The following is a 19,302-nucleotide window of genomic DNA, read 5'->3' on the forward strand; positions in this document are numbered from 1 at the left end:
GCCGTAGATGATCGCTGTTCTTGTGATATCGCTCATTTTCTACCTCCTTGAACCGCGACGCCTCCACATCGGATTCCAAAGTTCTAGAACTGTAACGAAATGTAACAGGCTGTTACCGGAAGCGCAACCGGTTTTATACAATTGTGAACGAGCGTAATCTGGCGTGAAGACGAGCAACGCATCTTCGTCGTCTGTCCGCCGATTCTGAATGCGGGATTAACCCTTGAAGTCGCGTGCGAGCAGATAAAGCTCGACGGATTCAGCACGTGATGCTGGCGGCTTGACGTGATGAACGGAGCGAAATTTCTGCTTCAGCAGGGCCAGTAGCTCATTTTCCGCCCCGCCCTGAAAGGTTTTGGTGAGAAAATGCCCGCCTGGTTTGAGCACGGAAATGGCAAAATCGGCAGCAACTTCGCATAGATAGACCGTACGAAGATGGTCGGTGCGACGATGCCCGGTGGTCGGTGCGGCCATATCTGAAATGACCAGATCCGGCTTGTCGCCGCCAAGCGCATCCATCAGCTTTTGCGGTGCTTCATCGTCCAGAAAATCCATTTCCAGCAGAATGACACCGGGCAGGGGGTCGACATGAAGATAGTCAATTCCCACCACCTGCGGCTTCTCGTCGGTGGAGCCGACAATTTTGGCAGCGATTTGCGACCAGCCGCCCGGTGCAGCGCCCAGATCGATGATTTTCTGGCCTTTTTTCAAAAGATCATAGCGATCATTGATTTCTACCAGCTTATAGGCTGCGCGGGAACGATAGCCGTCGGCCCTGGATTTATGCACGTAAGGATCATTCAGATGACGCTCCAGCCAGCGGCGTGAGGATTCCTTGATCGTGCCGGCCTTCTTCTTCACGCGTACATGAAGATTGCTGCTGCCAGCCCCGCCGCGACCGCCGGTCGTCCGTCCGCCGCCTTTGTTTCCGCCTGCCTTGCTCATTGTCAGTGCCTGTTTCTCATGTCGGTTTTGGCACCAGTTTTGGCACCTTGCGCGCGATTGTGCCGCCAGGCACCGTCACGCGACATCAGTTCAGTTAATATGCCCTCGCGCAAGCCGCGATCGGCAACGAGAAGTTTCTCGCTTGGCCAGACAATACGTATGGCATCGAGAATAGCGCAGCCTGCCAGAACCAGATCGGCACGATCCGCACCGATGCAGGGATTTGCGACACGCGCTTCAAAGTCCCAGGACAATAGACGGGTCGTCATCTGCGTTACCTCGTCGGACCCCATCCACATGCCGTCAACCCGACGGCGATCATAACGTTCAAGCCCTAGATGAATGCCCGCAAGTGTCGTCACAGTTCCCGATGTTCCCAGCAGGTGAAAGCGGGAACCGGCGGTTAGCGTACCCAGACAATGGCGCTCGGCGAATCCTGAAAGCAACTCGGTCACATGACAGACCATGGACTCGTAGTTTTCCGGCGTAACATTGCGCCCGCCGAAACGCTCTGCCAGCGTAACAACGCCAACGGGCAGCGACGTCCATGCCGTAATATGTTCGGCAAGGCGAGGGGAGCGGCGCTGAGACACGTCGATCAAGGCAATTTCCGATGAGCCGCCGCCAATATCGAAGAGCACCACCGCATCCGTGTCGCGCGCAACCAGCGTGCCACAACCGGAAACGGCAAGCCGCGCTTCGGTCTGGCGGTCAACGATTTCAAGCTCAAGCCCGGTTTCCTCGCGAACGCGGGTAAGAAATTCCTCGCCATTTGCGGCCGAGCGGCAGGCTTCGGTCGCAATCAGCCGCGCGCGCCTGATCTTGCGCGCGACGAGCTTATCGGCACAGATTTTCAGCGCATCGATAGCGCGCTGCATCGCCTGATCGCTGAGTCGTCCCGTGGCGCTCAGACCTTCACCAAGTCGAACGATGCGCGAGAATGCATCCACGACGCGAAACTGTCCCGGCCTGGTCGGGGTAGCAATCAGCAGACGGCAATTATTGGTGCCCAGATCGAGTGCGGCATAAAGCGGTACTTCACGATGGCCATGGCGTGTCGGATGTGCCGAACCAGGAATCCGCTTGTTCTGCTGGGGCTGCGCGTGCTGGCTGTCTGGTTTGGCGACAACGCTCTGCTGCATGGCCGTATTATCCGCCAGAGTGGCGGCGTCATTTTGCTGGCGAGCCTGTTTCTTCTTGCGGGCGCGGCGGCGGCGATTCGATATTTTTCCAGAAGGCTTCACGTCCGCCAGTTTCATGTCGGCGACTGACGCTTCTGCCACGATTGGCTTTTGCACAACACCATCCGCTGCGCGGGCCGTTTTCCCGCGATGGCGGCGGCGGGCGCGCTTGCGCTGGCTTTGTGAGCCCTTGCTTTCCGTCTCCGGGCGTCCTGAATCGGATGCGTCAGGCGCATTGCCGACTTCTGAAGCGGCTTCCTTGCGCGGTTGGCGCTGGCCGTTCTCGAACGGATTCCGAGCCTGAATTTTGCCCGACCGTCCGTTGGACGCCCCTTGATGCGCCATAGCTGCGTGGCGCTCCTCGGGGTTTTTCAAGGTTCATGTCCTTATGGCGCCGCGCGAACCGATGAGGACGCAAGCAAGGCGCTTTTAATTTTACGTTGCCCTTAATGTAACAGCGCTTGGGAGATTTACCAAGGGGCAGACCGCGAAGGTCGAGAGAAAGTTTTCAAATGACGAATTTTGCGGAACCGAAAAGCGCTCTCGGTATGATTTAAGAACGCAAACCCCTTTCTGTTTCAATGGCTTCAGATATCATAACTATGAGCGGCGTTGATCGTGGCCACGAATTGTTTGGTCCGTTCGCGGGAAGGGCGCGAGAAAACATCCTGCGCCGACCCGGTTTCGACCACATTGCCAGACTCGAGGAAGACCACATTCTTCGCAATCTTCGAGGCGAGGCGCAGGTCATGCGTGGCAATGACCATGGTGGTGCCTTCTTGCGCGAGCTTGCTCAGAACATCCACGACTTCCGAAGCCAGTTCCGGGTCCAGCGCCGAGGTTGGTTCGTCGCACAAAAGCACGCGCGGAGAGGGCGCGAGCGCCCGAGCAATGGCGATGCGCTGCTGCTGCCCGCCGGAAAGCGTGGAGGGCCAGGCATCCGCCTTGTGCGCCATGCCGACTTTCGTCAGCAACTCCATTGCGCGGGTCGTGGCCTTTTCCTTCGGCCATTTGAGAACCGTGACAAGGCCCTCCATGACATTCTGAATGGCTGTCTGGTGCGGAAAAAGCTGGAAGTTCTGGAATACCATGCCGGTCTGGCGGCGAATGGACTGGATCGCCTGCCAGCTTGGCTTGCGGTCCGGCTCGAATGACAGGCTTTGCCCGCCGAGCACCAGCGTACCGGATGTCGGCACTTCCAGCAGGTTTATGCAGCGCAGCAGCGTGCTTTTGCCGCCGCCCGAAGGGCCTACAAGCGCCGTGACAGTGCCTTCGGCAATCTTGACGTTGATATCGTTGAGAATCACCGCGTCATCGAAACGCTTTACGATATGTTGAAGCTCAATCATGCGTTCGTCTCCAGCGTTCCGCCATAGCGCCCGAAGCGTCGTTCCAGCCGCACCTGAAGCTGCGACAGGATCGTGCTCAGTGCCAGATAGATGAGTGCTGCTTCGATATAGAGGATCAGCGGTTCATAGGTGGTGGCCACGATACGTTGCGCCGACTGGAAAAGCTCCGGCACGGTGATCGCGGCTGCAAGCGAGGTGTCTTTCACCAGTGATATGAACGTGTTTGAAAGTGGCGGTACGGCGGTTCGGCTGGCCTGCGGCAGAACCGTGCGCCTGAGTGCCTGCGACCAGCTCATGCCGATGGAATAAGCCGCTTCCCATTGCCCCTTGGGTACCGATGAGATGACCGCACGAATGACTTCCGAACTATAGGCGCCGACATTCAGCGAAAAGCCAATGACGGCAGCGGAGAATGCGTCGAGATAAATGCCGGCACTGGGTAGTCCGTAAAAGATGACGAACAGCTGTACGAGCATCGGCGTACCGCGAAAAATCCAGACATAGAACCGGGCGATGGACGAGACCCAGATCGGTGCGAACAAGCGCACCAATGCCGTGATTAGACCCAGCGTCAATCCAAAGATGAAGGACAGAATGGTCAGGGGAATGGTGAATATCAATCCGGCCCATAGCAGGGTCGGCAGAGATTCTGCCATAAGTTGAAGCCAGTTGGGCACGTATCCGGTTCCTTTGCTCGGAAATTCGTGAAGCTACACGCGTGAAATAAGTTCATATAGCCACAAGATAAGGAAGCCGGAAACAGAGTTCCGGCTTCGCTTCGCATTCTCCGGTAATCGGAAATTACCTGGAAACGTCCTGACCAAAATATTTCTGCGAAATCTTGTCATAGGTGCCATCGGTCTTGATTTCGTCAAGCGCCTTGTTGAGGGCTGCGACCAGATCATCATCGCCCTTGCGCACGATAATGCCAGATGCGTCTGCATTTTCCTTTTCCGCTACGACTTTTACCGGAGCGTCCGGCTGCTGTTTCTTGAAGTCAAGATAAGAGAGGCTGTCGTTGAGCGTCGCATCCGCACGACCGGTCAGGACAAGCTGGATGGACTGGTCGAAGCCATCGGTGGCGACCAGTTCGGCACCGGATTCCTTGGCTAGCTTGCCATAATTGCTCGTCAGCGACTGTGCCGCCTTCTTGCCCTTGAGGTCTGCGAAATTCTTGATGGTGTCGTTCTTGTCATTGACGATAAGGACGACCTTGGAAACGATATAGGGATTGGAGAAATTGAATTTTTTCTGGCGTTCTTCGGTGATGCCGACCTGATTGATCACGGCATCATAACGTTTGGAGTCGAGACCGGCGATCAGCCCGTCCCACTTGCCTTCAACGAATTGAGGCTTCACGCCGAGCTTAGCAGCCACGGCTTCGCCGATTTCCACATCGAAGCCGACAAGCTTGTTGTCCTTGTCATGATAGGTGAACGGTGCATAGGTGCCTTCCGTCCCGATCTTGAGCACGCCAGCGGCCTTGATGGCGTCGAGATTTTCACCCGCCAGCGCAGCGGAAAGAAATGCGGTCTGAAGGATGCCGACCGTGGCGAGGACTTGAACGAGTTTCATTTTGGCTACCTGTAAAAATATTCGATTGAAAGCAAAATACAGGAATTTCATTCTAATGGAGCGTTCAAAAATACCACGATTGAGTACGAAAGAGAATTTCTTTTTAGAAACTATCTTTTATCTGCAATAAAATTTCGCGCAGGCTTTTGAGGTATTGTCGGAACTTTTGAGATATTGGAATATGCAATGAAAACGCCGCCTCGCGGCGGCGTTTTGCTGGTTGTTTATTCGGGCTTGCCGTATCCGCCGCCTGTCGGCGTGATGACGGTGAAGGCTTCTCCGGCTTCCAGAACAGTCTGGTCACAATTGCCGAGCACTTCCACTGAGCCATCCTTGCGGCGCACTTCATTGCGTCCGGTCTGGCCCGGTTCGCCGCCTTCAAGACCGAAAGGCGCGACGCGGCGATGCCCCGAAAGAATAGCGAAGTCGAGCGGTTCCAATGCGCGAATCGTGCGTTTGGTCCCGTTGCCCGCATGCCATTTTCCCTTGCCGCCCGAATCCTCCCTTATATGGAAGTCTTCAAGCAGAACCGGGAAGCGCGTTTCAAGAATCTCCGGATCGGTGAGGCGCGAATTGGTCATATGGGTGTGAACGGCATCGGCCCCGTTGAAGCCCGGACCGGCAGGCGCACCGGAACAGATGGTTTCATAATATTGATATTCGTCATTGCCGAAGGTCAGATTGTTCATCGTGCCTTGTGCCGCAGCCATGGCGCGGGTTGCGCCAAACAGGCAGTTGGTGACAGCCTGGCTGACTTCCACATTGCCCGCGACAACCGCCGCGGGATAATGCGGCGACAGCATCGAACCTTCCGGGACGATGATCCTGATCGGACGCAGACAACCCGCATTCATCGGAATATCGCCTTCGACCAGCACGCGGAAGACATAGAGGACTGCCGCGCGGGTGACGGGTTCCGGCGCGTTGAAATTATCGCCGCGCTGTTCGGACGTCCCGGTGAAGTCGACGGTCGCCTCGCGTCTGGCCTTGTCGATAGTGACGCGCACCTCGATCCGGCATCCCTGATCCATTTCATAAGTGAAATGGCCGTCCGGCAGCTTGTCGAGAACACGACGCACGCTTTCGGCGGCGTTGTCCTGCACATGGCTCATATAGGCTTTCACGACATCTTCGCCGAAATGGACAATCATCTTTTTCAGTTCGGCAACGCCCTTTTCATTGGCGGCGATCTGCGCCTTGAGGTCGTTGACGTTCTGGGTGAGATTTCGGACCGGATATTTCGCGCCAGTGAGAAGCTCGCCCAGAGCCTCTTCGCGGAATGTGCCGCGATCCATAAGCTTGAAATTGTCGATATAGACGCCTTCCTGCTCGATATTGACCGCGAGCGGAGACATGGAGCCGGGGGCTATGCCGCCAATGTCGGCGTGGTGGCCGCGGCTTGCAACCCAGAAGCGGATTTCGCGATTTTGATCGTCGAAGACCGGCGTACAGACCGTGAGGTCGGGCAGGTGGGTGCCGCCATTATAAGGCGCATTGATAAGGAATACATCGCCCGGCTGAATGTCTGGATTTTCGCGTATCGCAGTGGCGACAGAGGCATCCATCGAGCCCAGATGCACCGGCATATGCGGGGCATTGGCCACCAGATTTCCCTGCGCATCGAAGACCGCACAGGAGAAATCCAGACGCTCCTTGATATTGACCGAATAGGCAGTGTTCTGAAGCGTTACGCCCATCTGCTCGGCAATGGACATGAAGAGATTGTTGAAAATCTCCAGCATGACCGGATCGGCTTCCGTGCCGATGGCCGTACGTGCGGGCAGAGCCTTGATACGCGTCAGCACAATATGGTCGTGCGCGGTCAGGCGTGCCTGCCAGCCATCTTCGATCACGATGGTCTGGTTTTCTTCGATGATAATCGCGGGGCCGGTTACGGTCTGGCCGCGCTTAATCTGCTCGCGCATGACGACAGCCGCATCGTGGAACTCGCCCTGCGAGAAGAAACGCGCACGCTTGTCAGCCTGTGCTTCCTTGTCGTTTTCCATCGATTGGGCGCTCTCGGTTTCGCCAGCGCCGCCGCCGACAGCCTCGACTTCCACAGCATCAATCACCAGTGCCTTGTTTTCGGCAATGAAGCCGAAGCGGCGCTTGTGGGCTGCTTCAAACTCGGCACGAAGGCGCTCGGCATTGTCTTCATCCGGGAAGGTCGCCTCGATGGAAAGAACCGTATCAGTACCGGCATAGCGGATATGCGCACGCAAATATTGATGGATCACATTGGTATCGATGCCCTGCGCGGTGAGTTCTGCCATGCATTCGGTTGCCAGTTCTTCGCCAAGTTCCTTCAGAGCAGCGGGAGCGGCGGCATCGAGGGTGACGCCCAGAGCTTTCTGGCGGGTGGCGCGAATATCGGCCAGACCCATCCCATAAGCGGAAAGCAGGCCCGACATGGGATGGAGGAGAATATTTTTCATGCCGAGCGCGTCGGCCACGAGGCAGGCATGCTGTCCGCCCGCGCCGCCGAAACAGTTGAGCGCATAGCGCGTGACGTCATAGCCGCGCTGCACCGAGATTTTTTTGATCGCCTCGACCATATTGGCCACAGCAATGCGGATGAAGCCGTCTGCGACGGCCTCCGGCGATCGTCCGTCACCGATTTCACCGGCAAGTCCGGTGAAGAGTTCGCGCACGCGCTCGACATCGAGCGGCTGGTTCTGTTCAGGACCGAAGATCGCCGGGAAATAATCGGCCACCAGCTTGCCAAGCATGACATTGGCATCGGTGACGGCAAGCGGTCCGCCATTGCGATAGCAGGCCGGGCCGGGATTGGCGCCTGCCGAATCGGGACCAACCCGGAACCGTCCGGCATCGTAATGCAGGATCGAGCCACCGCCTGCGGCAACCGTATGGATGAGCATCATGGGCGCACGGACGCGCACGCCGGCCACTTCCGTCTCGAAAGCGCGCTCATATTCTCCATCGAAATGGGCGACGTCGGTGGAGGTGCCGCCCATGTCGAAGCCGATGACCTGTCCGAAACCAGCTGTCTCGCCGGTGCGTGCAAGGCCGACAACGCCGCCTGCCGGGCCGGAGAGAATCGCATCCTTGCCCTGAAACAGATCGGCAGCGGTCAGGCCGCCTGACGACATCATGAACATGACGCGCGCGCCGGTGCGTTCAACGTCGAGTTCATTGGAAACCTGCGCCACATAACGGCGCAGGACTGGCGACAGATAGGCATCGACAACCGTCGTATCACCGCGCCCAACCAGCTTGATGAGCGGGGAAACCTCATGGCTGACGGAGACCTGCTCGAAGCCTATATCGCGGGCTATGTGAGCGATTTCAGCCTCATGCGCTGGAAACTTGTAAGCATGCATGAGGGCGATGGCGACTGCAGTATAGCCCTCTTCCCTGAGAGCGCGGAGCGCTGATTTAGCTTCGCCGGGGTCGAGGGGTTTTTCCACCGTGCCATCGGCGCGGATACGTTCGTCGATTTCTGTCACACTGTCATAAAGTGCTTCAGGCTTGATGATTTCGGTCGCAAAAATATGCTTGCGTTCCTGATAGCCGATGCGCAGGGCGTCGCGGAAACCCTTGGTGGTGACAAGTGCCAGCCGCTCGCCCTTGCGCTCCAGAAGTGCATTCGTGGCAACTGTCGTGCCCATGCGCACTTCACCGATCAGCCCGGCCGGAACCGGCTCGCCGGATTTCAGGCCAAGGTGCAAACGGATGCCGTGAACGGCGGCATCCTTGTAGGCTGACGGGTTTTCCGAGAGAACCTTGCGCGCATGGAGATTGCCCTCTGGATCGCGTCCGATAACGTCGGTAAATGTGCCGCCGCGATCGATCCAGAAGTCCCATACTCTCCTTGCCGTTTCGCTCATTCCTGGCTCCTGATATAAAACAGATGGTGTCTTCTGAGAACTTTTCAGAATTTAATGGTCCCACTTTATTGACAAAATGTCGATAAGATGGTGACATAAAATACACAAAATTACAGGTGCAGCAAGAATGGGGAATATGAGAAAGGCAGAAAAAATGGTGCAATCATCAGCAGAGCCGCAGGGGACGGACTTTGATGAGGTCACGCTGCCCAAGCATCTGCGTTCGGTTGTGTCGCTCGGCCCCATTGTTTCTTCCGCCCATCTTGCCGATGGCGGCTCGCCTGCCATGTCTGAGATCGAATATGGCCTCATTCTCGCCTCGCACGCGTTTTCGCGCTGGATGGTGCGCTGTATGGCAGCGGCGGGCGTGCCGGGGCTTTCGCCTGTAGAAGTGTTGATTCTGCATTCCATCCGGCACCGTGGACGTGAGAAAAAGCTTGCAGATATCTGTCTCGTATTAGATATCGAAGATACGCATATTGCCACCTATGCCATTCGCAAGCTTGAAAAGGCGGGCTTGCTGACAACGGGCAAGGCGGCGAAGGAAAAGACGGTGAAAATCACTGCAAAGGGTGCGGAAGCCTGTACGCGTTATGGTCAAATCCGCGAACGTTTGCTGGTCGATTCCACTGCCAATGCACGGCCTTCCGAAGAAACGCTTTCAGAAGTCGCAGCTCTTTTGCGTTTCATGTCCGGTGCATTCAATCAGGCCACGCGGTCTGCCATTACGTTATAGAATTTTAAAATTGAATGGAGCCGAGTTGAGCGAAGCTGTGTCGAAGCCTCTTTTGACCGTTGATGGACTGAGCGTCGAATTCGGCGCCAGTCGCGTGGTTGACGATCTGAGTTTTTCTGTTGCCCCCGGCCGCACTTTGGCGGTTGTCGGTGAATCGGGGTCTGGCAAGTCGATCACCTCGCTTTCCATCATGCGGCTTGCCGATATGAGCGGCGCGAAGTTCCCAGCCGGACGCATTCTGTTTGGCGGCCCCAGCGGTGAGCGCGATCTTCTGAAAGCCGACCAAAACACTATGCGCAGCATTCGCGGCAAGGAGATCGCAATGATCTTCCAGGAGCCGATGACATCGCTCAATCCGGTATTCACCATCGGCAACCAGATTGCGGAAGTGCTGATGCTGCATGAGGGTATGACCAAGCGCGCGGCCCTTGCGGAAGGCAAACGCCTTCTCGAAATGGTACGCCTGCCGGATGCCGAAGGGCTGCTCAAGCGCTATCCGCACCAGCTTTCCGGCGGCATGCGCCAGCGCGTAATGATCGCCATGGCGCTGGCCTGCCGCCCCAAGCTGCTGATCGCGGACGAGCCGACCACGGCGCTCGACGTAACCATTCAGGCCCAGATACTGCATATTATCAAGGATTTGCAGCAAGAGCTTGAAATGGCAGTTATTTTTATCACCCACGATATGGGTGTGGTGGCAGAGATGGCTGATGATGTTGTCGTGATGTGGAAGGGCAGGAAGGTCGAGGAAGGTCCGGTCGGACGCATCTTCGAAGCTCCTCAGCATCCCTATACGCAGACGCTTCTTTCGGCTGTGCCGAAGCTGGGCAGCATGACGGGACAGGCCTATCCCAAGCGTATGCCGGTGATGGTCATGCGTGACGGCGTTCCGGTTCTTTCCGGCGAAGAGCGTATTCAGGACACGGCGCGTTATGGGATCAAACCGGTGCTGGCCGTGGATGACCTTTATGTTCGTTTCCCGATCAGGAAGAATATTTTCGGCAGGACGACGCATGTCTGCAATGCCGTCTCCAAAGTGGCCTTCGATATTTATCCGGGCGAGACGCTGGCGCTTGTTGGTGAGTCCGGCTCGGGAAAATCGACCATCGGGCGCACGATCCAGCAATTGCAGGATCCGCTTGCAGGCGACATCCGCTTCAATGGGAAAGCCTATTCGCAGATGAGTTCGGCCGAACGCTATGCCATGCGCCGCGAAGTGCAATATATCTTTCAGGACCCGTTCGCCTCGCTCGACCCACGCAAGACGGTCGGCTTTTCCATTGCCGAGCCTATCCGCACCCATGGGCTTCTCGATAGCGACAAGGCGATCAATGCCCGCGTTGCCGAATTGCTCGAACGCGTCGGTCTGGGGCCGGAACATGCCGGGCGCTATCCGCATGAGTTTTCCGGCGGCCAGCGCCAGCGCGTCTGCATCGCCCGCGCACTGGCGTCAAAGCCGAAGCTCATCATTGCCGATGAAGCATTGTCGGCGCTGGATGTTTCCATTCAGGCGCAGGTCATCAACCTGTTCATGGATCTTCAGAAAGAGCATGAACTGGCCTATCTCTTTATCAGCCATGATATGGCAGTCGTTGAGAAAATGAGCCATCGCGTGGCCGTTCTCTATCTGGGACAGATCATGGAACTGGGCTCGCGTGCCCAGGTATTCGAAACTCCATCGCATCCCTATACGAAGCGGCTTCTCTCCGCGGTGCCCGTTGCCGATCCTTCGGCGCGCGCTGCGCGCCCGATGCTGGAAGGCGAAATTCCGAGCACCACGCGCCGGATTGAGGATGAACCGATCATTTATAATCATCGCGAGATCGTCTCCGGCCATTTCGTGGCGACAGGCGGCTGAGACATAAGTTCAATCGAACCCAAAGGGGAAAACTAATGATAAGGAAAACCTTGAAAGCCGTTCTTCTGGCTTCTGCTGTTTCAGCGGCAATGCTGGCTTCCGCTCCGGCGTTTGCTGCCGGCAAGCTGACTGTCTCATCGCCGCAGGATCCAGGCAGCTGGGATCCCATCGATACGTTCCTGGTGAACTGGGCTTCGGTTGCGACCAACATTTTCGATGGTCTTGTCTATCGTGGCCCGGATTTGAAAATCGTGCCAGCCCTTGCCACTTCGTGGGAAGAACTGGACGAGGGCAAGCGGATCCGTTTTCATCTGCGCGAAAACGTGAAATTCCATAATGGCGAGCCGTTCAATGCGGAAGCCGTCAAGTTCACTTTTGATCGCCTGCTCGGTGATGAAGGCGCGAAAGGCCCGCAGCGCTCCAACTATATCGCCATCGAGAAGGTCGAGGTCATCGACGAAAAGACGGTTGATTTCCATCTTACAGAACCCGATCCGGTTCTCATCACCAAGCTTGCCGCCTATGGCGGCATGATCGTTCCGCCCAAATATATCGCGGAAAAAGGTGACGATCATTTCAACATGAATCCGGTCGGCACCGGTCCGTTCAAATTCGTTTCCTACCAGCCGAAAGTAAATATCAAGCTTGAGGCTTTTGCCGATCATTGGGGCGGCGCACCGAAGCTTTCGGAACTCGAATTTCGCTTCATCACCGAGCCCTCCACAGCGGTTGCCGAACTTCAGGCTGGTCGCGTCGATCTGGTCATTCCGCCCACCATTCCCATCGGCATGATCCCGACCATTGAAGGCGATCCCAACCTTGAACTGGTGACGACCTCCGGTCCGACCGTTTACGCCTTGCGTTTCAATACACGCGACGGCATTACCAAGGATGAGCGCGTTCGCAAGGCGCTGATCATGGCCGTTGACCGCGACGCGATCATCCAGTCGATCCTTGCCGGTCAGGCCGAACCGATCGCGAGCTTCCAGAGTGCGCTTTCCTTCGGCTACGATCCCGAACTCAAGCCGCTGCCTTACGATCCGGAGCAGGCGAAGAAGCTGCTTGAGGAAGCAGGCGTGCAGCCGGGAGCGACGGTACAGATCGATGTGCGCGGCAATGATGCAAGCTTCAACGAAGTGGCGCAGGCAGTGGCAAGCTTCCTGCAAATGGTCGGAATAAATGCCACCATCAAGCCCTATGATACCAATGTAATGCTCAACGACATCATCCCACAGGGTAAGACAGGCACCATGTTCCAGCAGAAATGGGGCGGCTGGACTCTCGATTATGACAACACCGCCTATGCGATGTATCATTCGGGCGAGAAGTGGAATCCTTACGATAAGGATGAAAAGCTCGACGAGATGCTGGAAGCACAGCGTTCTGTTCGTGACCGCGGCGAGCGTGAAAAGCTGCTTCAGCAGATTGCGCATTACGCAGCCGGTCGCGCGCTGGAAATGCCGCTCTATAACCTCAAGGAGATATTCGGCATTAACAAGCGCGTGAAGAATTTCGTGCCTGCACCGGATAGCCGCCTGCGTCTGACGGACGTGACTGTCGAATAATCAGCAATCAAACGGCAAGCCGATCAAGGCTTGCCGTCTATTTCGGAGACGCGGTCGTGGCCGGATTTCTCATAAAACGAATTTTGCAGGCGTTGTTCGTGCTTGTCGCGATGACGTTGCTGGTCGCTTTTGCGATCCGCCTGACCGGCGACCCGGCCCTGATGCTGACGCAAGGGGCGGGCAGCATCACCGAAGCTGATCTGGAACGCATCCGCGAGGGGCTTGGCCTTAACCAGCCATTTCTTGTGCAATATTGGCAGTTTTTCAAGGGCCTGTTCACATTCGATCTCGGACGCAGCTTCCTTGGCGGAACCTCGGTTTCGCTGCTTGTCGGAAATGCGCTTCCCGCGACATTGATGCTGGCCTTCGCCTCACTTTTCGTTTCCATCGTGATTTCCGTTCCGTTGGGCATCAAGGCTGCCGTCTCGCGCGGAAAATGGGCGGATCAGCTCATCCGTATCTGCTCGCTTGTTGGCCTGTCCTTCCCGAACTTCTGGCTTGCCACCATGCTGGTGCTGCTGTTTGGCATTTGGCTGCAATGGCTGCCGCCAAGTGGCATGAGCGGCATTGCAAGCTTCATCATGCCAGCCTTGACGATGGGCATCATTCTGACCGCCACCAATGTCCGCCTCGTACGCACGTCCATGCTGGAAACGCTGCAATCGCAATATATCATGGTGGCGCGCGCCAAGGGCCTGAGCGAAAATAAGGTTCTTTACAAGCACGCGCTGCGCAATTGCGCCATTCCGCTGATTACATATATCGGGCTTCAGTTTGGCGGTCTTCTCGGCGGTATCGTTGTGGTTGAGCGCGTGTTCAACTGGCCAGGCATGGGTACGCTTGCCTTTGATGCGGTTGCAAGCCGTGACTATCCGGTTCTGCAAGCCACGATCGCAATCCTGTCGATGCTCATCATCGGCGTCAATCTTCTCGTGGACATTGCCTATGGCCTTGTCGACCCGCGTATTCGCACGGAGTAGAGCCATGGCGACCAAAACTTCATCCATACTCTCTTCACGCTTCACGAGCTTCGAATTCATTTTTGGCGTCCTGCTGACGGGGGCTATCTGTCTGGCAGTGGTTTTCTCCGGCTATCTGTTTCCGGGCGGCGCCAACAAGATCGACCTTCTGGCGCGCCTGACACCGCCATTTGCCAATCCGGCACATATTTTCGGCACCGATCCGCTTGGCCGCGACGTGCTGGCCCGAGTCGTCACCGGCGGCAAGATTTCGCTGTTTGTGGGCTTTGTCTCGGTTATCGGGTCGGTCATCATCGGCACGATCATGGGACTTGTCGCAGGCTATTATCGCGGGTTCTGGGATATGGCGCTGATGCGTTTCGTCGATGTCCAACTCGCCATGCCCTTCATCCTGCTCGCCATTACTGTCATGGCGATCTTTGGCGCCGGACTGTTCAACACGATCCTTCTGCTGATTGTCTCGCAATGCGTGCAATATGCGCGTCTGGTGCGTGGTTCAGTATTATCACTGCGTGAGCGCGAGTTCATCCTTTCCGCGCGCGCCATCGGCGTTAAGGACTGGCGCATCATTTTCCAGCATCTGCTGCCCAATTTGCTTGGCCCCGTCATCGTTCTGATGACGCTCAATGTAGCCAACAATATCCTGCTCGAATCCAGCCTGACGTTCCTCGGCCTCGGCGTTGACCCGACGATCCCGAGCTGGGGCGGCATGCTGGCCGATGGGCGTACGTATCTACAGACTGCGTGGTGGGTGAGTGTATTCCCCGGCCTCGCCATTCTGTTCACCGTGCTTGGCCTCAATCTTCTTGGCGACTGGCTGCGCGACAGTCTCGATCCGACGGGCAGAACCCGATGAGCGTAATTCTTGAAAAGACCTATCCGCGCACCATTGATGCTTTGATCGCCCGCTTTTCCAGGCCGGAAATGCGGGGCGCAAAGGTCGATGCCTGGCTGTTCGATGATCAGCCGAGCCGTTTTTTGGCTGAAACGACGTTGCGTGAAGCGGGTGTAAGCGCAAGGCTGCGCTCAGCCTATAAGCCGCTTTTGCACTTCTTTCTCGAAGAAGTGGACGGCGCAGCGCTCAAATCGGCGCTGATCCGCTATCCGCGCCACAAGGCTTGCATCAAAAACCGCTTTTTGCTCGAAACCTATCCACTGTCCGCGCTTCTGCCTCATGCGGATATCAGTTTTGTGGCTTCGACCAAGGATGGTTTTTTCTATGAGGTCGAACTGACCTTCAAGAATGGCAGCGCTCAAAATCATCGGGTATTTGCGCCCAACCGGGTGCATGAGGATTTCATCGGCGAAACGCTTGTCTCTCCGACTGGCTGGCTGATTGTCGAGCACGGCGGCGCGACGGAAAACAGGCGTTATGAAACGGCCTATGAAAAGCTCTTTCATGAGACGGTTTCCGCAATTGCCAATCATGACTGGGGCAGGGGCGAGCCTTATTTTGATGAGTTGAACATTGCTGTGAGCCTGCCGGTTGCAGATCGTCGCCTGTCTTACGGCGAAGAGGCGCTGAGCCTCACTGAAGCCATGCATGAGGATATTTATTTCTCGTTGCTGGAGGTTTTTCAAAAGAAATCTGGTCGTCCAGTGGGTGATCGTGGGCTTCAGCCCGGCCAGATCGTGCCGGAAATCCGGTTTAGCGAGGCCGATCCAGCGGTGAAGGTCGAAACGCGCCCCCTTTCCACAATCGATATATTGACCGCCGAACAGGTGCTGGAAAAGGCACAGGCTCCGCTATCCGCCGATCAGATACGCCGTGAGATAGGCAAACTCGGCGGCGCAGCTTTTTATGCGACAACCCGTTCGGGGCGCACGGTTCGCGCCACCTATATCAAGGGCAGCGACGCGCCCATGATGATCAGCGGCGGACAGCACGCCAATGAAACGACCGGTGTCGTCGGTGCATTGCGTGCCGCTAACCGGCTTGCCGCGCGCGATGGCGCACATTTTACGATCTCGCCGCAGGAAAACCCGGACGGATACGAAATTCACAAGCGCCTTTGCAAGTTGCAGCCGCACCACATGCATCATGCGGCGCGCTATACAGCGTTGGGTGACGATCTCGAATATCGCAGCGGCGGGGGGCTTTACGAAAAAGCCATTCGCAGCGAGGCAGAAGCGCAAAGCAACTCTAAACTGCACGTCAATCTGCATGGTTATCCCTCGCATGAATGGACGCGCCCGCTATCGGGTTATGTGCCGCGCTCCTTCGCCATGTGGACGCTGCCCAAGGGGTTTTTCCTGATCATCCGCCATCATGCCTCATGGGAAAAAGAGGCAGAAGAACTGATCGATCGCGTGACGAAGCATCTGGCTGCAATCGACGGACTGGTCGATTACAATAATGCGCAGATTGCGCTATTCGAGCAACATGCAGGAGAAACGGGTTTCCGTATCATCAACGGTTTTCCATGCCTTGTCGGCATTGATGACCGGCATACGGTTCCGCTGACGCTGATTACCGAATATCCGGACGAAACAATCTATGGCGATGCCTTTGTGAAAGGGCACACGGCGCAGATGGAAACCGTGCTTGCTGCCTATGACGCGTTGCAGGTGCTTCTTCCCTCAAAGCCCATCGCGTAATCATAAATAATAGACGCCAATGCGTTTGCCGCCGATCATCTCGACAGCAATTTCCATGTGGTAGATATCCTGCAAGATTTCCGGGCGAATGAGTTCGTCCGGAGTACCCTGATGCACGACCTTGCCGTGACGCATCGCGACGATATGGTCGGAATAGCAGGATGCAAAATTGATGTCATGCAGCACCAGCACAACCGTCTTGCCCAGTTCGTCGGCAGCGCGCCGCAACAGCTTCATCATCGTTGCCGAATGTTTCATGTCGAGATTGTTGAGCGGCTCGTCCAGCAGCACATAATCGGTGTTCTGGCATAAAACCATGGCCACGAATGCCCGTTGGCGCTGTCCCCCAGAAAGCTCGTCCAGAAAGCGATCTTCCAGATCTTCAAGCTCCAGATAGCCTATGGCCTGCTCGACATGCTTGCGGTCTTCGCTGTTGGGGCGCCCTTTGGAATAGGGATAACGGCCAAAGGCGATCAGGTCGCGTACGGTCAGGCGCGAATTGATAGCATTTTCCTGCCGCAGGATGGAAAGGCGCTTCGCCAGCACATCGCCAGACGTCTTGGTGATATCGAGCCCATCCACGGTGACGCGACCCTTATCCATCGGCAAAAGCCTGCTGATCATGGAAAGAAGCGTGGATTTTCCCGCGCCGTTCGGCCCGATGATCGAGGTAATGCCGCATGCAGGCAATTTGAGCGATACATCATCGACGACAAGATTGGCACTGTAGGACTTGCTGACTTGGCTGATTTCGATCAACGTGCATTTCCCCTGACGAGAAGAATGATAAAGACAAGCCCGCCCAGGAACTCGATGATGACGCTGAGTGCCGTGTTGAAGGCAAACACCCGTTCCAGAACGGTCTGTCCCCCGACGATGCACAGGATCGCCAGAAGCACGGCCACCGGCAATACGACACGATGTTTCCCAGAGCCTGCGATCATATAGGCGAGATTGGCAACAAGGAGGCCAAAAAAAGTGATCGGGCCGACAAGGGCCGTGGATACGGAAACGAGTATCGTCACCATAAGCAGAATTTTATGGACCACCCGGCGATGCTCGACGCCAAGATTGATTGCCGGATCACGGCCAAGCGCGAGCACATCGAATACATGCATGAAGCGCAGGCCATACAGCGTGACAACTGCCACGATGATGGCCGCAAGCAGAAGAATATCGGCATTGACGCTATTGAAGCTCGCGAAGAACCTGTCTTGCAGGACCGCAAAAAGATTGGGGTCGAGCATACGCTGCATGAGATTCGAGAAACTGCGAAAGAAAACACCAAATACGATGCCTACAAGCATGACAAGATGGAGACTTCGGGCGGGACCTGAAAAGAGCCATGCATAAAGAAAACCAGCGAAAACCGTCATGATGGCCGCTTCAGCAAGAAAACGACTGTTGGGTCCGATGCCCTCGATATGAACCGCGCCGAAAACGAAGACTGCGAGTGTCTGAATGAGGATGTAAAGTGAATCGAAGCCCATGATCGAGGGTGTGAGAATACGATTATTGGTGATGGTCTGAAACAGCACTGTTGAAACGGCGATCGAATAGGCGACAAGCACCATTGCCGCGAGCTTCGTGCCGCGGAACGAGAGGATGAAAAACCAGTCCCCTTTCGCACCAATCGTCATGAACGCGGCACACGAAAGTGTGACAAGGGCTGAGAGAAAAATGACGATGGCCACCGGACGTTTAAGCAAGGTGCGAACCCCGCCGCAAGAGCAGATAAAGGAAGATCACGCTGCCCACGACACCCATCATTGTGCCGATAGGTATCTCGTAAGGAAAGCGGATCAACCGCCCGGCAATGTCGCAGGCGAGGACCAGCCCAGCGCCCAAAACCGCGACCCATGGCACGGCGCGGCGCATATTATCGCCGATGAACATGCTCACCACATTGGGTACGATGAGACCAAGAAAAGGAATCATGCCGACCGTCACCACGACCGACGCGCTCACCATTGAAACGATGACGAGGCCGAGGGTGACGACGCGGCGATAATTGAGACCGAGATTGGTGGTAAAATCCTCGCCAAGCCCTGCAACCGTGAAGCGGTCGGCGGCGATATAGGCAATCACTGTAAGAAAGAAGGAAAGCCATAAAAGCTCGTAACGCCCGCGCAATACGCCGGAAAAATCGCCCGTCGTCCAGGAATTGAGCGATTGCAGCAGATCAAAACGATAGGCGATAAAAGTCGTCACCGCACTGATGACCCCGCCAAGCATGATGCCGACGAGCGGGACCACCAGAATGGAGCGTAACGGAATGGCGCGCAGGATACGCAGGAAGAGTGCTGTGCCTGCAAGCGCGGTGAGGGACGCCACCAGCATCTTGCCGAAGACAGAAGTTTCGGGCGCGAGCAGGATCACGAAAAGGATGCCGAGGCTAGCCGATTCCACCGTCCCGGCAGTGGAAGGTTCAACGAAGCGGTTGCGGGTGAGCATCTGCATGATCATGCCTGCCACTGCCATCGACATTCCAGCAAGAATGATGGCCAACGTGCGCGGTATGCGGCTTATTAGCAGCACTTGTGTTGCGCGATCGGTGCTGCCTGCTCTGAAAAGCGTATCCAGCGACACATTGCTGACGCCGATAAACAGGCTGATGACAGCCAGCACGGCGACAACGAATGTGGCTGCTGCAAGTCCCTTCACGCT

At 56.3% G+C, this 19,302-nt stretch carries 15 protein-coding genes; 6 read left to right on the forward strand and 9 right to left on the reverse strand.

The features are described from left to right. Nucleotides 1-216: 216 nt before the first annotated feature. The 6 genes from KUG47_RS06750 to KUG47_RS06775 all read right to left on the reverse strand — a co-directional run bounded on the left by KUG47_RS06750 (nucleotide 217) and on the right by KUG47_RS06775 (nucleotide 8,898). Complete coding sequence (locus KUG47_RS06750) at nucleotides 217-945, reverse strand: RlmE family RNA methyltransferase (RefSeq protein WP_217677185.1); 729 nt, start codon at nucleotides 943-945, stop codon at nucleotides 217-219. Between the two features lie 2 nt (nucleotides 946-947). Next, nucleotides 948-2,501, reverse strand: a complete 1,554-nt coding sequence (locus KUG47_RS06755; protein ID WP_254799345.1) for a Ppx/GppA phosphatase family protein — start codon at nucleotides 2,499-2,501, stop codon at nucleotides 948-950. 212 nt (nucleotides 2,502-2,713) lie between these two features. Beyond that, complete coding sequence (locus KUG47_RS06760) at nucleotides 2,714-3,475, reverse strand: amino acid ABC transporter ATP-binding protein (RefSeq protein ID WP_217677186.1); 762 nt, start codon at nucleotides 3,473-3,475, stop codon at nucleotides 2,714-2,716. Then, nucleotides 3,472-4,152 (reverse strand): amino acid ABC transporter permease, encoded by a 681-nt coding sequence (locus KUG47_RS06765; RefSeq protein WP_217677187.1) that lies wholly within the window; start codon nucleotides 4,150-4,152, stop codon nucleotides 3,472-3,474. The genes KUG47_RS06760 and KUG47_RS06765 overlap by 4 nt, the downstream gene beginning before the upstream one ends. A 124-nt stretch (nucleotides 4,153-4,276) precedes the next feature. Next, nucleotides 4,277-5,050, reverse strand: coding sequence for an amino acid ABC transporter substrate-binding protein (locus KUG47_RS06770; RefSeq protein ID WP_217677188.1), 774 nt, complete (start codon nucleotides 5,048-5,050; stop codon nucleotides 4,277-4,279). A gap of 224 nt (nucleotides 5,051-5,274) precedes the next feature. Then, nucleotides 5,275-8,898, reverse strand: coding sequence for a hydantoinase B/oxoprolinase family protein (locus tag KUG47_RS06775; RefSeq protein WP_217677189.1), 3,624 nt, complete (start codon nucleotides 8,896-8,898; stop codon nucleotides 5,275-5,277). 127 nt (nucleotides 8,899-9,025) lie between these two features. Between KUG47_RS06775 and KUG47_RS06780 the strand changes: the two genes are divergently transcribed. The 6 genes from KUG47_RS06780 (at nucleotide 9,026) to KUG47_RS06805 (ending at nucleotide 16,635) form a co-directional block, all read left to right on the forward strand. After that, nucleotides 9,026-9,634: a winged helix DNA-binding protein gene (locus KUG47_RS06780; RefSeq protein ID WP_422718062.1), complete on the forward strand. Its 609-nt coding sequence runs from the start codon at nucleotides 9,026-9,028 to the stop codon at nucleotides 9,632-9,634. Between the two features lie 10 nt (nucleotides 9,635-9,644). After that, nucleotides 9,645-11,492, forward strand: a complete 1,848-nt coding sequence (locus KUG47_RS06785) for an ABC transporter ATP-binding protein (protein WP_217677191.1) — start codon at nucleotides 9,645-9,647, stop codon at nucleotides 11,490-11,492. An 89-nt stretch (nucleotides 11,493-11,581) separates the two neighbouring features. Continuing rightward, nucleotides 11,582-13,057, forward strand: a complete 1,476-nt coding sequence (locus tag KUG47_RS06790; RefSeq protein ID WP_422718066.1) for an ABC transporter substrate-binding protein — start codon at nucleotides 11,582-11,584, stop codon at nucleotides 13,055-13,057. A gap of 56 nt (nucleotides 13,058-13,113) precedes the next feature. Continuing rightward, nucleotides 13,114-14,037: an ABC transporter permease gene (locus KUG47_RS06795; protein ID WP_217677193.1), complete on the forward strand. Its 924-nt coding sequence runs from the start codon at nucleotides 13,114-13,116 to the stop codon at nucleotides 14,035-14,037. Between the two features lie 4 nt (nucleotides 14,038-14,041). Beyond that, a complete protein-coding gene (locus KUG47_RS06800; protein ID WP_217677194.1) occupies nucleotides 14,042-14,893 on the forward strand; it encodes an ABC transporter permease in 852 nt (283 codons plus the stop codon). Next, nucleotides 14,890-16,635: a M14 family metallopeptidase gene (locus tag KUG47_RS06805; RefSeq protein ID WP_217677195.1), complete on the forward strand. Its 1,746-nt coding sequence runs from the start codon at nucleotides 14,890-14,892 to the stop codon at nucleotides 16,633-16,635. The genes KUG47_RS06800 and KUG47_RS06805 overlap by 4 nt, the downstream gene beginning before the upstream one ends. Here KUG47_RS06805 and KUG47_RS06810 read toward each other — a convergent pair whose 3' ends face one another. Genes KUG47_RS06810 through KUG47_RS06820 form a run of 3 tightly spaced genes read right to left on the reverse strand, consistent with a single transcriptional unit; the run spans nucleotide 16,636 to nucleotide 19,299 of the window. Next, nucleotides 16,636-17,394, reverse strand: a complete 759-nt coding sequence (locus tag KUG47_RS06810; RefSeq protein WP_217677196.1) for an iron ABC transporter ATP-binding protein — start codon at nucleotides 17,392-17,394, stop codon at nucleotides 16,636-16,638. Further along, complete coding sequence (locus tag KUG47_RS06815) at nucleotides 17,391-18,344, reverse strand: iron chelate uptake ABC transporter family permease subunit (RefSeq protein ID WP_217677197.1); 954 nt, start codon at nucleotides 18,342-18,344, stop codon at nucleotides 17,391-17,393. The genes KUG47_RS06810 and KUG47_RS06815 overlap by 4 nt, the downstream gene beginning before the upstream one ends. Then, the gene (locus tag KUG47_RS06820) at nucleotides 18,337-19,299 is read right to left on the reverse strand and encodes an ABC transporter permease (protein ID WP_217677198.1); all 963 of its coding nucleotides are present in this window, start codon (nucleotides 19,297-19,299) and stop codon (nucleotides 18,337-18,339) included. The genes KUG47_RS06815 and KUG47_RS06820 overlap by 8 nt, the downstream gene beginning before the upstream one ends. Between the last annotated feature and the right edge of the window lie 3 nt (nucleotides 19,300-19,302).

Origin of the sequence: Falsochrobactrum tianjinense, from assembly GCF_019100495.1 — a bacterium.
GTDB lineage: Bacteria > Pseudomonadota > Alphaproteobacteria > Rhizobiales > Rhizobiaceae > Brucella > Brucella tianjinense.

Excerpts from the sequence above, each read along its gene's own strand:
- KUG47_RS06800 (WP_217677194.1), top strand. The coding sequence starts at position 14,042 with ATGGCGACCAAAACTTCATCCATACTCTCTTCACGCTTCACGAGCTTC.
- KUG47_RS06780 (WP_422718062.1), top strand. The coding sequence starts at position 9,026 with ATGGGGAATATGAGAAAGGCAGAAAAAATGGTGCAATCATCAGCAGAG.
- KUG47_RS06790 (WP_422718066.1), top strand. The coding sequence starts at position 11,582 with ATGCTGGCTTCCGCTCCGGCGTTTGCTGCCGGCAAGCTGACTGTCTCA.
- KUG47_RS06770 (WP_217677188.1), bottom strand. The coding sequence starts at position 5,050 with ATGAAACTCGTTCAAGTCCTCGCCACGGTCGGCATCCTTCAGACCGCA.
- KUG47_RS06760 (WP_217677186.1), bottom strand. The coding sequence starts at position 3,475 with ATGATTGAGCTTCAACATATCGTAAAGCGTTTCGATGACGCGGTGATT.
- KUG47_RS06775 (WP_217677189.1), bottom strand. The coding sequence starts at position 8,898 with ATGAGCGAAACGGCAAGGAGAGTATGGGACTTCTGGATCGATCGCGGC.
- KUG47_RS06750 (WP_217677185.1), bottom strand. The coding sequence starts at position 945 with ATGAGCAAGGCAGGCGGAAACAAAGGCGGCGGACGGACGACCGGCGGT.
- KUG47_RS06805 (WP_217677195.1), top strand. The coding sequence starts at position 14,890 with ATGAGCGTAATTCTTGAAAAGACCTATCCGCGCACCATTGATGCTTTG.